This window comes from Coleofasciculus chthonoplastes PCC 7420 (assembly GCF_000155555.1).
Lineage (GTDB): Bacteria > Cyanobacteriota > Cyanobacteriia > Cyanobacteriales > Coleofasciculaceae > Coleofasciculus > Coleofasciculus chthonoplastes_A.
The window spans coordinates 309577-325684 of sequence record NZ_DS989844.1 but is presented as its reverse complement, the minus strand read 5'-3'; the positions used below and the strand labels follow the sequence as shown (position 1 = coordinate 325684).

Here is a 16108-nt window from a genome sequence, read left to right as displayed (position 1 = left end):
TTAGTTTTTGGGATTCTTTTATCCTTTACGTTGAACATCCGCTCTCGTCTGGAATGTCCACCCCGAAAGCCTGACGCTTTTTTCGTCCTGCTTTTCTCCCCAAGCCCGATGAACTATACCTGACAATGCCCCTAGCCCCTCTCCCACTCAACGCTCATCCCTCTTCCCAAGCTAGACGACTTGCGATCGCTTCCGACTGGCAAGGTAACAAATTATCCGCATACCTTTACAAAAGTTGATGTTTCGTTATCTAATATATATATAGTCACTGTACTCAACATAGCCCTAAACTCACTGCACAAGGAGAGCCTCTTCATCTCTACTTTATAAATCAGCTCTCAAATTTTACAGCTTCTTTACCAAAAATAGGGCGATTTTCCGTATACTCAACCTAAATATAGGGTGTTGTTTAGGTTGTTTATGAAAAAAGCTACTTTATTCTTCAAAGCTGCACTTCTAGGAACCACTTGTTTTCTAGTCTATGAATCGCCCCTACAGGCAGCTACCTTTTCAGACACTTCACCGTTTCATTTCACCACAGTCGTCAACAACGGTGATAACATTCCTGGCACTAATCGGTTATTTAACAGCTATAATCAACCCTCAGTCAATAGCAGTGGTCTTGTTGTCTTTCGTGCTCGCAGTCGAGGTGGACAAGGTGGGCAACCGAGTACTGGCATCTTTAGCCGTGATCTGCTCAATCTTGGTTCGATCGAAGCGATCGCAACACGGGGTTCTCTTGTACCTGAGCCGAACAACACCAGCGCCGAGTTTACGGAGTTTCCGTCTTTCCCGCGAATCGATATCGATTCTAGCATGACAGCGACCCGTGGACAATCTAACCCAGTATGGCAGGTTATCGATCCGGTCACGGGGGAAACAGTGACTCAGTTGGGGACTTCCGGAATTTACACCAATCCCATGGGAGAGCTGGTCACGGGAGCTAGCCAGCTTGGTGAAGTGAGTGGATTTGACTACTTCAGCGTTCCAAGCAGTAGCCCCACTACGCGATTTGACCAGTTTCCTGGCGCACCTGCACCCACCGATGGCAGCACCATCGTCTTTAAGGGAAATTGGACGGATCAGGCAACAGGAGAAGGGAAGACGGGGGTTTATTTTCGGGATGTCTTGGCGAATGGTGGCACGAATTCCGTTGAGTTGATTGCCGATAGCAATACCGTTATCCCTGGTAACAATCCTACGGGCATTCTCTTTGGTTCAACAGCACCGCCGAGTGCCGCGAGGGGAAATGCTGTATTTCTCGGCGTTGATAATGAGGAATCGCCAACTTTGGGCGGTATCTATCAAGTATCGTTGCTTGAGCCGAGAACCCTTAATCCATTAGTGTCTCTTGGTGAAACTGCACCAGGTAGCAGTTTGCCCTTCACTCGATTGGGTGAGGCATTGTCCTTCGATGGAAATTATCTGGCATTTTGGGGAGCATTGGGTAGCGAGACGAAACCGATTACCCTATTTTGTCCGGAAGAGGGCAATCAAGCGCGGGTTGATTATTGCCAAAGCTTGTATCCCAATGGCTTTACCACTGAAGTCGCTGCTAACCAAGGTATTTTCCTCACGAATACCGAAACGCTAGAGACTCAGCTTATTGCCCAAACGGGTGAGGAAGGTTTCTCTGACTTTCTATTCTGGAATTTCTCCGGTCGTCCACCTGGGGTTGGTGAGGGTGAAGATGAGGAGGGTGACTTGGAACTGGCACGCTGGCGTTCCACAGCTTTTGTTACGGTTGATGGTTCGCAAATTGCTTTTAAAGGCAGCAAAGATTCCGGAATTGAAGGGATTTATGCTCTGTTGGGGCTAGATTCAGAGCTGTTAACTGTAGTGGATACCTCTATGCTCGGTGAGGTGTTAGATCCGGAAGCGACGGGTCTAACTATTTCTTCGGTTGGCATTGAGCGTGATGGCTATCGCGACGGCTGGTTGGCACTGACGGCTAGTATGGTAGGGGATGCGGAAGAAGATTCTTGGGCAGGAATTTATGTGACTCGCACAGCTACTGTTCCAGAACCCTCGTTTTCTCTATTGACAGGTGCGATCGTGTTCGCATTGGGTCTAAGATGTAAGCGCAAAAGTCGTCCTTGATAATCAATAATAGACTGGTTGAAGTTAAACCCATTCAGGTTAAACGCCATGGTACGCTTGTTCCCGTAGAATTTATTCATAGCAGCATGGATAAATATTACGAAGATTAAGAGGACTATGGCAAAATTTTATTCAGAACTCCCCCCAAATTTACAAAACTTTATCAAAGAACAACAGATTTTTTTTACGGCGACAGCACCTCGACAGGGGCGGATTAATCTATCTCCCAAAGGGATGGACACGTTGCGCTGTCTTGATCCGAAAACCGTCGCTTATCTGGATTTAACAGGTAGTGGCAATGAAACGGCGGCTCATTTGCAGGACGATGGTAGACTAACGATCATGTTTTGCAGTTTTACCGATAAACCTCTAATTTTACGCCTTTACGGTCAAGGGCGGGTAATTCGCCCCGTTGCTCCAGAATGGGACACCTTTTATACCCACTTTAATTCGCTGCCAGGACAACGGCAAATTATTGTTCTAGATATTGAATCCGTGCAAACCTCTTGTGGCTATGGTGTTCCCCTATATGAATTTCAAGGTGAACGAGAAACTCTGGTTGAATGGTCAGAGAAAAAGGGAGAACAGGGCATTTATGAATATTGGCAGGCGAAAAATATCCAAAGCATTGATGGATTACCCACTCATCTTTTATCCGATTGAAAAAGTAGGCAGGGTGTAGGGGCGGGTTTCACTACTATCGTTTTTTGCCCACCCTAATGTCACTAAACCCGCCCTGTCTAAATGACGAATGACTGAATAAATGACGAATGACGAATGACGAATGACGAATAATAAATGAAAACCATCCTAGGATTAGCTGTATTAGCATCAGTCATGGCATCTCCAGCTTTGGCGGAACAGCCTCTTTTCCTGACGTATCCGTCTGACAATCATCAAACTACTGCGGAACAAATTTTCTTAATTGGAACAGCACCACCAGCAGAAGACGTGCGGGTCAATGGTCAAGTTATCCCCCGCAGTCCGGCTGGACATTTTGCGCCGAGTTTCCCCTTAAAATTGGGCAAAAATCGCTTTACCCTGCGCTATCAAAATCAGACCATTCAGATTAATGTAACTCGCATTGACCCGACGCCAAACGTGCCAACTGAGTTAAGTTTTGCCCAGGATTACCTCACCCCAAACGTGGATATTGCCAGATTACCTGGAGAACTAATCTGTTTTCGTGCGATCGCGCCGCCAAATGCTACGGTAACAGTGAACCTGGCAAATCAAACCATTCCGTTAATGGCTCAATCCCAGGATATCCAGTTACCGCCCAATTCCGCCGGATTAATTGACCAAAATCAGGCTGGTGTTCAATCGACGACGGGTGACTATCAGGGCTGTGCAACCGCAGAAATTGCGGCAAATTTAGGACAACCAAACTATCAATTAACCTTGAATGGGAAAACCATAAGTCAAGCTGCACCTGGACAGATTTCCATTCTCAACCCTGTTGAATTAGAGGTGGCTGAGGTGATTGTTGATGCAGGTGTAGCCCGAACCGGACCTAGTACCACCTATTCTCGCCTTACCCCCTTACCCAAAGGCGTCAGGGCGACGGTGACAGGGCGTGAAGGTGAATGGGTACGTTTAGATTATGGGGCGTGGATTAAAGCCGAAGAAGTGCGTATTGTTCCGAATACGGTTCCGCCAACCGCCGTGATTCGCAGTATCCGCGCCCGTCAGATTCCTGGGGCGACAGAAGTGGTGTTTCCGTTAAATACACCTGTACCTGTGACGGTTCAGCAAGGCGATCGCACGTTTACTTTAACGCTGCATAATACAACCGCCCAAACGGATGTGATTCGCTTGGATGATGACCCCCTGATTAAACGCCTAGATTGGCAACAAGTTACACCAACTCAGGTCAACTATACATTTAACTTGAAATCTGATCAACAATGGGGGTATGACCTGAGATATGACCAAACTAATCTGATTCTTACCTTACGTCATCCGCCAACTGTTCGCACTCAAAACGTAGAACTCAATCCTGAAAATGCTTTACAACCTTTAAAAGGAATTAAAATTCTTCTTGATCCGGGACATGGGGGGGCAGAATTAGGGGCGAGGGGACCAACAGGTTATCCGGAAAAAGATGTGAATTTAATTGTGTCGAAGTTACTGCGCGAACAACTTCAGAAAAAGGGTGCAACGGTATATATGACACGGGAAACCGATCAGGCGGTGTCATTGGGCGATCGCGTGACTATGATTAACCAAGTTAAACCTGCGATCGCACTTTCGATTCATTACAACGCCCTCCCGGATGCAGGTGATGCGATAAATACCAAAGGGGTTGGTATGTTTTGGTATCATCCTCAGGCGCATAATTTAGCCATATTTTTGCAGGATTATCTCGTGAATCAGTTAGATCGTCCGGCTTATGGAGTGTTTTGGAATAATCTAGCACTGACTCGTCCTCATACCGCACCATCGGTGTTATTAGAACTGGGATTTATGATTAATCCAGAGGAATTTGAGTGGATTACGAATCCGCAACAACAACAGAGATTAGCGAGTGCGATCGCGGATGGGGTGACAGAATGGTTCCAGAATTCTCAATATAGCAATCCTAAATTGATTGTGGCAATTTTCAAAACTGAAACCCTTGCTATACCTTGATTTCAAGCCGTCTACTTGTTGCATCCTATTTAGGATTGCTATAGAGCCAAACAGGGGGAATTATTTGATTGATCCGGATGCAAAGTATAATTCAAACCCAAGATTCTAGGTTTGGTTTTGAGATATTCCAGATAATCAAGAATTTGCGCCAGAATGGGTTCTGGAGTAGATTCGATCGCGATGAGCAATTGTTCTTTTGTGGTGGTCATAAGTTGGTGGTATAGGAAATACAGCTGCTAGTACAATAACGCAAAAGGCTCGCCAAGAGCAGAAGGCGACAATGCTGCATAGCGATACCATTGTTAGTTGCGCTGGATAGAACAGAGGAACGTGACGTATTGACAAAGAGTCAACAGTAATAATATAATAGTAAGATTAAATTATTCTAATCGAGCCGAACTCTCTGCCTGCTCAAGATAAATCGAATCAGTTTAGCTTTTAGACTGTTGTAGCTGTAATTGCGTTTTTTAACTAACAAAATGCTGGCATTAAAACGAAAAACATTGAGGGATAAACCGCCCAGAAAGCGTTATCGAGTGGGTGCAATTGTCCTGACGGGAGTTGTCTGTGCCTTCGCGGTGTGGTGGACTCCGGTGCGAGCCCAAGACGCTGAAGCGGAAGAAACCACCACGGAACAAGTGGAAACTCCCACAGAGGTAGATCCTAGCACGGCAACTACGACGGCAGATCCCACCATTCCCGTAGAGGAATTGAGACTGTTGGTTCAACCCCTTACCCTAGCCGAACTGGAAATTGAGGCAGCTGCTTGGCTAGTGCTGCTCAAAGAAAAAGCCAAAGAAATTAGCGCCGCTGAAATTGCCATAAAACGGCAAAATTTAGCCATTGGCAAACAGGAAGAAGCCGCCAATGCGTTAGACGAAGCCAAGACAGCCCTTGCCGAAGCCGAGGAAGCTCAAGCCAATGCCAATCCTGGCTCTCCAGAATACGAAGAAGCGGCGAAAAAGGTAGAAGCAGCCAAAGAAAACCTGAAAGTGGCTCAAGACGCCACCGAGGAAGCTGCCGAAACGAAACAGAAGATTGAAGAAGACGAAACCTCAAGCAGCGCCCTGAAAAAAGCCGAGGAAACCGGGGAACTGGAGGCGGCAAAACAAGCAGTTGAGGATGCCAAGAAAGCACGGGAGGAGATGGAAGCCGGCTCGTTGGGCTATGAAGCCACGACGGAAAACATTGATACCCTAGAAGCCGCGATCAAAGACGTTGAGGATGCCAAAGAAGCCCAAGAGGGTACGATTCCTGACTCACCGGAACATAAAGAAGCAACTCAGCAACTTGAAACCAGCCTAGAAGCGCTCAAACAAGCCAGGGAAGCCATTGAAGGAGTGGATGCCCCTGAAGAACAATCCTCCACAAATCTCGATGAACTGACAGCCACTCTGGAAAACACGGAAGTAGACGTTGACGGAGAGGAAAAAGTCGCTGGACCGCCGGAAGTCGCGGAGAGCCAAGGGGAACTTCAAGAACAACAACAGCAGCTTGAAGAGGCAGGCACACAACTTGAAGAGAATGCCGAAGCCGATTCGGAAGAGAAAAATCAACTGGTGATTGCGGTTACCGAACTTCAAGAGGAACGAACTGCAATTATTGATCGCTTTAGCGTTATCCTGGACGAATTGGAGAAAAAAGGCGGCGATCCTGAGTTTTACCGTAAATATATTCAAGCCGTTAGTGGTGTTGAACTTGACATAACCGACACCGAAGGTTTAGGGCTACGGCTGCTCAACTGGTTCTCATCTGAAGAAGGTGGCTTACGCTGGGTCAATAATACGGGCAAGTTTTTAGGTGTTTTTATCGGCGTCGCGATCGCGTCTCAGGTCCTCGGTATCATTGTTAACCAAGCTTTTTTGCGATTGAGCCATATATCCCAACTGTTACGTAACTTCGTGGTTATCGTGATCCAGCGCGGTGGTATCCTGGTTGCCTTCCTACTCGCTCTAACTGCACTTGAAGTCAGCCTCGGTCCAATCCTCGCCCTGCTTGGGGGGGTGAGTTTCGTACTCGCCTTCGCACTGCAAAGTAACCTAGGAAATTTGGCAAGTGGCTTGATGATTATGGCGTACAAGCCCTTCGATGTTGGCGATGAAGTCAAAATCGGTGATTTGTGGTGTTACGTTGATTCAATCACCCTTGCCAATACAAGACTTAAAGGCTTTGGCGCTCAAATTTATACGGTTCCCAACAACACGATTTGGAGCAGTACCATTGAAAACCTGACCACCCAGGATATTCGTAAGGGTGGATTGAGTCTTAATATTTCCTTGGAAACTAACCTGCGCTGGGTCAAGGAAATTTTGTTGGAGATTGGAAAGTCACACCCCTTGACTCTAGACAATCCACCGCCGTCCATTTTTCCTTATAAAGGTAGTGACTATTATGTGATTATGGGGTTTAACTTTTGGACGAAAACTGAGGACTTTTGGACAGCTTATGAAGAGATACTCTACACGGTTCAGGAACGCTTGGACAAAGAAGGGATCTCAATCATACCCCAGCAAGATATTCGCATCCACCATGCTGCCACTAATGGCAAAACGCCAGAATTAGTTTCGCAAATGCCTGTGGAATCCTTAGAAACTCAACTCTCTAAGCCTGGTACTAAGTCATTCTTTGACCCTGAGTCATTGTTGGATGCTGAACCCTCCCTTGGCGTTGATCCGGATGGTCCAGATTAGAACCTAGCTTTTAGGTTTTAGGTAGGGCTTTTCCACCGAAGAGACGTTCCATCGGAACGTCTCTACTAATTTTGTAGCTGTACTCACGCCTCTGGCTCAATTCCAGCGGCTCGTAACTGTGCGATCAAGGTTTGAACTCGAAGTCGTTCTTGTTCAGCTCGTTGCTGCTCTTGTTCAGCTCGAAGTCGTTCTTGTTCAGCCCGTTGCTGCTCTTGTTCAGCCCGAAGGCGTTCTTGTTCAGCTCGTTGCTGCTCTTGTTCAGCCCGAAGTCGTTCTTGTTCAACCAATTCTACCCCCCAGGGTACAAGTTGCCCCGATTCATCCCACCACCGCAACCAATACCCCTGACGGTTTCCCTTCCTTCCTTGCCACACACCTAAAAATAAACCCAGTGCTTCTACCCAATAGCGGTTCTGTTGTGGCGGCTGCAAGACATAATGTCCAGCATCATTGAGCTGATACATTTCCAGCACACCTTCTTCAGGTTCAAAAATCCCATATTGGGGAACTCGCAACACTTGCTCATAAAAATACCATTTCCCTGGAGGATAAGTCGGCTTAATCGAATATTCACTGCCTTCTGTATCGGAGAGAAATTCAATGACAATTCCTGGAATATCCCCTTGCAGGTGTGGCGTATAACTGCGGCGGACAATCTCTTGGGATACATTAATCCGAGGTACATACATCCAATCAGGAGCTTTTACCACCATCTTGCCATCTAACCGAGCGCAGACACCGTAATTTGTGGCGACGAGCATCGTTTCTTGCAATCGCCCGGTTTGTTCTAAACTGTCGCTGAGTGCGGCGGCTAATGTCGGCTGATCAATATTATCCACAGGATCATCGGGTAAGGGAAAATCATCGGGTAGCTTCTCCCAGGTAATTTTCGGCTGAGTTGTAACCGTTGTCATCCGTATCATCTCCCTGCATCTGTAAGCCCTATTTTAGATAAAGATAGAGTGCGATCGCAGGACTTGATCCACTCAGGTAAACAAATGCGCTCAAAAATGGCTAGCTAAGGGGGCAACAGTTGTAGTGCTTTGTACCTATAGCTTCTAGTCAAACCTCTGGCTCAATTCCAGCCGCTCGTAACTGTTCAATCAAGGCTTGAACTCGAAGTCGTTCTTGTTCAACCAATTCTACCCCCCAGGGTACAAGTTGCCCAGATTCATCCCACCACCGCAACCAATACCCCTGACGGTTTCCCTTCCTTCCTTGCCACACACCTAAAAATAAACCCAGTGCTTCTACCCAATAGCGGTTCTGTTGTGGCGGCTGCAAGACATAATGTCCAGCATCATTGAGCTGATACATTTCCAGCACACCTTCTTCAGGTTCAAAAATCCCATATTGGGGAACTCGCAACACTTGCTCATAAAAATACCATTTCCCTGGAGGATAAGTCGGCTTGCTCGAATATTCACTGCCTTCTGTATCGGAGAGAAATTCAATGACAATTCCTGGAATATCCCCTTGCAGGTGTGGCGTATAACTGCGGCGGACAATCTCTTGGGATACATTAATCCGAGGTACATACATCCAATCGGGAGCTTTAACCACAATCTTGCCATCTAACCGAGCGCAGACACCGTAATTTGTGGCGACGAGCATCGTTTCTTGCAATCGCCCGGTTTGTTCTAAACTGTCGCTGAGTGCGGCGGCTAATGTCGGCTGATCAATATTGTCCACAGGATCATCAGGTAAGGGAAAATCATCGGGTAGCTTCTCCCAGGTAATTTTCGGCTGAGTTGTAACCGTTGTCATCCGTATCATCTCCCTGCATCTGTAAGCCCTATTTTAGATAAAGATAGAGTGCGATCGCAGGAATTGCTCCACTCAGGTAAACAAATGCGCTCAAAAATGGCTAGCTAAGGGGGCAACAGTTGTAGTGCTTTGTACCTATAGCTTCTAGTCAAACCTCTGGCTCAATTCCAGCCGCTCGTAACTGTTCAATCAAGGCTTGAACTCGAAGTCGTTCTTGTTCAGCCCGAAGTCGTTCTTGTTCAGCTCGAAGTCGTTCTTGTTCAACCAATTCTACCCCCCAGGGTACAAGTTGCCCAGATTCATCCCACCACCGCAACCAATACCCCTGACGGTTTCCCTTCCTTCCTTGCCACACACCTAAAAATAAACCCAGTGCTTCTACCCAATAGCGGTTCTGTTGTGGCGGCTGCAAGACATAATGTCCAGCATCATTGAGCTGATACATTTCCAGCACACCTTCTTCAGGTTCAAAAATCCCATATTGGGGAACTCGCAACACTTGCTCATAAAAATACCATTTCCCTGGAGGATAAGTCGGCTTGCTCGAATATTCACTGCCTTCTGTATCGGAGAGAAATTCAATGACAATTCCTGGAATATCCCCTTGCAGGTGTGGCGTATAACTGCGGCGGACAATCTCTTGGGATACATTAATCCGAGGTACATACATCCAATCGGGAGCTTTAACCACAATCTTGCCATCTAACCGAGCGCAGACACCGTAATTTGTGGCGACGAGCATCGTTTCTTGCAATCGCCCGGTTTGTTCTAAACTGTCGCTGAGTGCGGCGGCTAATGTGGGCTGATCAATATTATCCACTGGATCATCGGGTAAGGGAAAATCATCGGGTAGCTTCTCCCAGGTAATTTTAGGCTGAGTTGTTACCGTCGTCATCAGGTATCATCTCCCTGCATTCATTATGATTAATCAGATTCAACCTGCGATCGCGCTTTCGATTCATTATTATAACGCTCTCCCGAATCTTCTAAGAATTGTCCATGTTCTGGGTTCCCTCTCTCTTTGAAAGTTGTGAATTATCCAGACGCGATCGCTAATCTCCTGTAAGAGCGTATATGTTTCATGGGTTACGCGATCGCTATGTCCCCTCCCTCTCCGCCAGAACCCCCATCTCCTCTCGATTTGGATGAGTGGATTGCGATTCTTGTGACATTGACAACGATTGGCGGTATTTTCTATTGGGCGATGGGTAAAGAACAAAAGCAGCAAATTCTGCAAGATTTGGGGTTTTCCCCGCCTTCGCCTCAACCTGACTCCACGCCGGAATCTCCGCCACCCACTAAACCCACGCCGACGACTCCTGAGTTATCGGAGTCTGAGAGAATATCTCGCCAGGAGGCTGAGGTAAAGGGAAACAGGGATGCAGGAAAGCAAGGGAGAATGAAAGCTGATTCAACACCTCCAACACATCAGGAACCCTCATCTCCAACGCCAACTACACCCACTCCCTCAGTAGAATTTTCAGATGTACCCGATGAATTTTGGGCAAAAAATGCGATCGCAACTTTGGCAAAGCGGAATATTGTGGTGGGTTTCCCTGAGGGTGAGTTTAAACCGCAGCGATTTGCTACCCGTGGCGAGTTAGCGGTGATGTTACAGCAGGTATTTAAGCCCAAATCCAAGCAACGTGCGATCGCATTTAAGGATTTACCGCCAAATTACTGGGGTGATGCAGCAATTAAGGCGGTGGCTAAAGCGGGAATTATTATTGGATACCCGGATCATAAATTTCGTCCCAATCAACCCATTACCCGTGCAGAAGCCTTAGTGGTTTTGGCTAAAGCCCTGAACCTGAAACCCCCATCCGAACCCAGTAAAACTTTACAAAAGTACGCAGATAGTAACAAAATACCCGATTACGCGATCGCCAACGTTGCGGCGGCGGTAAAAGCGGGTTTAGTCACTGGCTATCCTCGAGGAAATTTGCTCAATCCCAATAAACCAGCTACCCGTGCTGAACTTGCGGCGATGCTTCATCAAGCGAAATTTTTAACAGTTTCTATCCGTTGATCCGTACTGTAGGGGCACCATCCTTGCGCCCTGCATTTGAGGATGCTTCGCTTTTTTGGCAGGGGGGAACGAGGGGGGTCGGGAGAAGGGGTTAGGGGATGAGGGTGAAAAGCTTGCCAGTCGTGCTTTTGGCGCTTAAGTTGACACCAATGGCACGCTGTGCGCCCCTACGGGAAAATTTTGGCGTCTGTCTAATGTATCGAAATCCTGGTGTATTCGATTGACTGATCCCAAAAAGTTACAATATTTCACATTGATGCTCAAGTAATTTCAGCCACTTATGGTATTTTGGGTAAGTCTGATTATTCCACAGGGGTACAACAATAGAGATAGAATATGTCATCGATATTTTCCGAAAAATGAAGCATAATAAAATCTCGTCGTTGAACCACAATAACAACATAGAAAACTGGGAAAATCTAGTTAAGCAAGTTGTATCACAACAGGCTTGGCTTGCCAGTGCCTCTTGCCAAGAACTGTCTAGTATTCAAGAAGCAACATCGGCTGTGCGAGTCGCTGCCTATTGGTATCATTTCAGTGTTTTTGCCGCCGATTTTCTCTGTTTAGCCCTATCCTTGCTGCAAAATCATCGGAATCGCAGCTATGTCGCCCAAACCGTTAATGAAGAATTGGGGAATGGAGTGCCAGATCAGGTTCACTCGGTTCTACTGCTAGAGGCATATAAGAAAGCGGGTATGGATAAAAACGACATACTGGCTTATCCAACAATTGAACTGGATCAAGTTCTGGAACCCTTTAGACAACGACTACTCGAAGCCAAGAATGACTATGAGATTGCCGGATTTTTTCTCGGTTTCGAGCTTTTGGCGGAACACAATATCTCTCATGTATTTGAATGTTTGCAGCCTGATCAGTGTAGTCGGGAAGAATTACGACAGACTGCCTATTTCCAAGAACATTTCCAAGTTGAGCCGGAACACATTAAACGGGCGATAACTATGGGGATGAATTCCTGCTCTGACGAGCATCAGATTAAATCAATGCTTGACACTTTTCATCACAGCATTGCCTTCTGGAATCGTTTCTGGCAAGTCGTACACCAGGATGTTCTAGAGTCAAATAGTTTTCAACTCAAACCAACTGTTACCCGCTCCCGCGAGTCGGTACTCGCCACAACCTAAACACCTGGTAATGGGATAAAATTATGGATCTGGGATTAAAGAATCGGGTAGCCTTAGTTTGTGCCAGTAGCCAAGGATTAGGAAAAGCGATCGCGAAATCTCTAGCTCAAGAAGGAGCAATTGTCGCTCTATGCAGTCGCAACCCGAAAACCCTGGAAGACACTCGTCAAACCTTAGCCGCTGAAACTCAGGGCAAGATTATCGGTGTCGTTGCCGATTTGAGTGTGAAGTCGGATATAGAACGACTTCTGGAAACCGTACAAACTCAACTCGGTGCGATCGATATCTTAGTAAATAATACAGGCAACCCACCCGCTGGTTGTCTTTCCCAATTAAAGGATGCCGATTGGAATAATGCCTATCAGCTTGTCTTGATGAGTGCGATTCGACTGATCAAAGGAGTGGTATCCGGGATGAGCGATCGCGGTTGGGGGCGAGTCATTAATATCGCCACCAGCGCCGTCGAACAACCCAGAGGCGATCTGTTGATTTCCACAACCTTCCGAGCCGGATTAGCCGCTTTTAGTCGCGCGATCGCGGCAGAGTTGGCGGAACATAATGTGCTAATTCATACCGTTTGTCCGGGAGTAATTGCCACAGGTGCGATGTTGAACCTAGCCGAAAACATGGCGGCGGCGACAGAAATTTCGGTGGAAACTGCTAGAGATCAATTAGCATTTGGTGTTCCCATGGCACGGATGGGAACACCGGCAGAAGTCGCCGCTTTAGTGACGTGTTTGGCATCCGATCAACTCAGTTACATGACAGGACAAACCATTACCATCGATGGCGGAAAACTAACCGTTCCCCTCAAAAGTGCCTATGCAGAAGCTTCCCGAAACCTTTCTCAGGAATAACCTGTGACGTTTAATCAAAAACCATGAATCTGACGCAACAATCACCCCTCTCAAATTCAATCCTTGAGTCAAACCAACCCCTGAGCACCTCTCGCCCCCTCTCTGTCGAGCAGGTAAACCAGTATCACGAAGATGGGTTTATTATCATCCCTCAATTTTTTGAGTCAGAGGAGATAGAGCCTTTACAACGATTACTCGAAAACGATCCAGATCTTAACGGTTACTGGACACAAAGAAATACCAATAAACAGGGTGATAACTTTCGGGTTTCGGTTTGGACAGAACTCGGAAACACCCTATTCGGCGTAATTCCTCGAATCGCTCGGATGGTTGATGCCACCGAAGCCTTACTCGGCGAACCCTGTTACCATTGGCACTCAAAAATTGTCAAAGTTCAGCCCGGAAACAGTGGTTTAGCATGGCATCAAGACTACGATCATTGGTATCAAGATGGCTGTCTGTTTCCCCAACTCCTCACTTGTACCATTGCCCTCAGCCCCACCAATAAAGATAATGGCTGTTTGCAAGTGATCAAGAAATCTCATTTACTGGGTCGGATTAATCATATAATCGTAGAAGATAAAGGATACCAGAATATTCCAGAATCCAAGCGATTAGCCAAAATATTGGAAAAATTTGAGGTAGTGTACTGCGAAATAGAACCCGGAGACGCTATATTTTTTCACGCCAACACCCTCCATGGTTCCGGTTTCAATGCTTCTGATACATCTCGTCTGTTAATGCACTGTTCTTATAACGCCGTTAATAATGTCCCCTTTATTCAAGAAGGGCAAGATCATCATCAATACCGCCCCCTAATTAAACTGCCGGATTCGATTATTAAAGAGGGTGGCTACGACTCAGTATGGCAGCAGCATGAATTCCACCCCAGCGAAACTGAGAATAGTTTAGGCAAAGGCGTATTTTATCGCCAAGCTTGGACATCATAAGTTGTAGAGACGTTGCATGCAACGTCTCTACTTAATTGCAGTCAAGGAAAGAACCCATGAATTGGAAAATAGGCAATGTTTCCATTACCCCAGTAATTGAACTGGATTTATCAGTAGACGAATCATTTAGCCTCCCCGATGCGACACCAGAAAACTTAGCCCCCGACTTCGACTGGCTCCAACCCCATTTTGTTGAGCCAGACGGTAAGCTCAAATTTAGAGTTCAGGCACTTCTAGTTGAATCATCAGGGCATAAAATTATTATTGATACCTGTGTGGGGAATGATAAACAACGCTCAGAGCCAGTATTTAACCAACTCAATCAACCGTTTATTGAAGATATAGCGAAATCTGGTTTCCAGCGTGAACAAGTGGATATCGTCGTCTGTACCCACTTGCACTATGATCATATCGGTTGGAATACGATGAACGTTAACGGAGAATGGATACCCACATTTCCCAATGCTCGCTATCTAATTACCCAGCCTGAATTTGACTATTGTCGGAATCAAAAGGACGATTTCTGGGCAAAAGCCTTTGGGGATTCTGTCGCACCCATCTTTGCCGCCGGATTGGTAGACTTAGTGGATTCTAATTATCAAATTACCCCAGAATTGCAACTAATCCCAACACCCGGTCATACTCCTGGACATTCTAGCGTCGCCATTTCCTCCCAAGGACAGAACGTTATGATTACAGGAGATATTATGCACCATCCCTGTCAATGTATGCACCCAGAATGGGAATGTGTTGCCGATACCTTTCCCCAGCAAGCCGAGACAACTCGACGAGAATTTCTCAACCATGTCAGCGACACAGATATTCTCGTTATTGGTACTCATTGGAGCGCTGCCAAACCTGTTAGAATTAGGCAATATAAAACAGCGTGGAAAGTACAAATTGATTAAGGCTTACGTAGGGTGCGTTAGCGAAGCGTAACGCACCGTGAACCGATGGTGTAGCTGTGTAATTGGCGCGTTTGGTTGTAGGGGCGGGTTTCACAGATAACTTATCACTACACACCGATAAATTGACTAAACCCGCCCCTACCAATTAATCTGAAAACTTCAACAAATCAACCAATTAAATGGAACACGGTACAGGAATCAAAGAGCTAGAACTTCTCAATATTGAATGGCAACTGGATCACCATTTTGCCAAAAAACAACATCGCCAACAAATCGTTAATGATTTGCAGCTAAAACCAGGAGATTGGGTGCTAGACTTAGGCTGTGGGGCTGGGCTTTGGTCTTCTATGTTTGCCGAAAAAGTCAAACCCAATGGGCGAGTCATTGGTGTAGATATCGACTCACGCTGGATTGAGTATGGGGAGCAAAATCTAGAGCAGAACCCACTCAAAGACATGATTGAATATCGCGTTGACGATTTAAGGAATCTCTCCTTTGCCCCGGAAACCTTTGATTTAGTGTTTATCAGCGGTTGTTCCCCGTATTTAGCCGATATTCACGCCGTCTTAGCCCAGCAAAAACAAATCACAAAAAAATGCGGCAGAATTGCCGATCGCAGCTGGGATGATGGTATGTTTATTGTGCATCCGATTAGCCCTTATTTATCGGGCAAAGTTATGTTAGCCGTTGCCCAAGCCTTTGAAGAAAGAACCCCAGAACAGTATTTTGATAACTATTTTGGGCGAAAATCCCATAGTATTTTTCGACAGACTGGATTTGCCGACATTTCTACTACATCCTATGCCCTACAGCTACTGCCGCCGCTCTCGCCCGCTGCCAAGCATTACATCACAGGAAATGCCCAACTGTATACAAAAATTGCCGCCCCCTATCTTTCCCAGGCAGAGCTAAATCAATGGAGTGGATATTTTGACCCCCATTCTGACACCTATATCCTCGATCGCGATGATTTCTATTACGGCATATTGGAAGTCTTAACCGTCGGTACCGTTTAAATTAAGTCAGTTAGTGGA

General features: G+C 46.4%; 13 protein-coding genes and 1 pseudogene. 10 read left to right on the top strand and 4 right to left on the bottom strand.

Features of this window, described 5'->3' with window-relative positions:
• Positions 1–420: 420 nt before the first annotated feature.
• From MC7420_RS44295 to MC7420_RS07080, 3 genes and pseudogenes are all read left to right on the top strand, one after another.
• Positions 421–1434, top strand: a pseudogene (locus MC7420_RS44295) (DUF7453 family protein); the annotation flags it as partial.
• A gap of 783 nt (positions 1435–2217) precedes the next feature.
• A complete protein-coding gene (locus tag MC7420_RS07085; RefSeq protein ID WP_006099186.1) occupies positions 2218–2763 on the top strand; it encodes a pyridoxamine 5'-phosphate oxidase family protein in 546 nt (181 codons plus the stop codon).
• Positions 2764–2898: 135 nt separating this feature from the next.
• Positions 2899–4731 (top strand): N-acetylmuramoyl-L-alanine amidase, encoded by a 1833-nt coding sequence (locus MC7420_RS07080; protein ID WP_006099579.1) that lies wholly within the window; start codon positions 2899–2901, stop codon positions 4729–4731.
• A gap of 38 nt (positions 4732–4769) precedes the next feature.
• On the opposite strand, the gene MC7420_RS39315 is transcribed toward MC7420_RS07080, so the two are convergent.
• A complete protein-coding gene (locus tag MC7420_RS39315; RefSeq protein ID WP_006099376.1) occupies positions 4770–4940 on the bottom strand; it encodes a hypothetical protein in 171 nt (56 codons plus the stop codon).
• 270 nt (positions 4941–5210) lie between these two features.
• Between MC7420_RS39315 and MC7420_RS07075 the strand changes: the two genes are divergently transcribed.
• Positions 5211–7421 (top strand): mechanosensitive ion channel family protein, encoded by a 2211-nt coding sequence (locus MC7420_RS07075; RefSeq protein ID WP_006099195.1) that lies wholly within the window; start codon positions 5211–5213, stop codon positions 7419–7421.
• Between the two features lie 83 nt (positions 7422–7504).
• Here the strand turns inward: MC7420_RS07075 and MC7420_RS07070 are convergent, their stop codons facing one another.
• The 3 genes from MC7420_RS07070 to MC7420_RS07060 all read right to left on the bottom strand — a co-directional run bounded on the left by MC7420_RS07070 (position 7505) and on the right by MC7420_RS07060 (position 10083).
• The gene (locus tag MC7420_RS07070) at positions 7505–8335 is read right to left on the bottom strand and encodes a Uma2 family endonuclease (RefSeq protein WP_006099202.1); all 831 of its coding nucleotides are present in this window, start codon (positions 8333–8335) and stop codon (positions 7505–7507) included.
• Positions 8336–8483: 148 nt separating this feature from the next.
• Entirely contained in the window at positions 8484–9188 is a 705-nt protein-coding gene (locus MC7420_RS07065) for a Uma2 family endonuclease (RefSeq protein WP_006099592.1), read from the bottom strand.
• Positions 9189–9336: 148 nt separating this feature from the next.
• A complete protein-coding gene (locus MC7420_RS07060) occupies positions 9337–10083 on the bottom strand; it encodes a Uma2 family endonuclease (RefSeq protein ID WP_006099411.1) in 747 nt (248 codons plus the stop codon).
• Between the two features lie 186 nt (positions 10084–10269).
• Between MC7420_RS07060 and MC7420_RS07055 the strand changes: the two genes are divergently transcribed.
• The 6 genes from MC7420_RS07055 (at position 10270) to MC7420_RS07030 (ending at position 16090) form a co-directional block, all read left to right on the top strand.
• Positions 10270–11217: an S-layer homology domain-containing protein gene (locus MC7420_RS07055; RefSeq protein WP_006099275.1), complete on the top strand. Its 948-nt coding sequence runs from the start codon at positions 10270–10272 to the stop codon at positions 11215–11217.
• Between the two features lie 359 nt (positions 11218–11576).
• Positions 11577–12359 (top strand): iron-containing redox enzyme family protein, encoded by a 783-nt coding sequence (locus MC7420_RS07050; RefSeq protein ID WP_157453075.1) that lies wholly within the window; start codon positions 11577–11579, stop codon positions 12357–12359.
• A 23-nt stretch (positions 12360–12382) separates the two neighbouring features.
• Positions 12383–13216, top strand: coding sequence for an SDR family oxidoreductase (locus tag MC7420_RS07045; protein WP_006099487.1), 834 nt, complete (start codon positions 12383–12385; stop codon positions 13214–13216).
• A gap of 23 nt (positions 13217–13239) precedes the next feature.
• Positions 13240–14166, top strand: a complete 927-nt coding sequence (locus MC7420_RS07040) for a phytanoyl-CoA dioxygenase family protein (protein WP_006099229.1) — start codon at positions 13240–13242, stop codon at positions 14164–14166.
• A gap of 56 nt (positions 14167–14222) precedes the next feature.
• Positions 14223–15074: an MBL fold metallo-hydrolase gene (locus tag MC7420_RS07035; RefSeq protein ID WP_006099460.1), complete on the top strand. Its 852-nt coding sequence runs from the start codon at positions 14223–14225 to the stop codon at positions 15072–15074.
• Positions 15075–15253: 179 nt separating this feature from the next.
• A complete protein-coding gene (locus MC7420_RS07030) occupies positions 15254–16090 on the top strand; it encodes a class I SAM-dependent methyltransferase (protein ID WP_006099150.1) in 837 nt (278 codons plus the stop codon).
• The last annotated feature ends 18 nt before the right edge of the window (positions 16091–16108 follow it).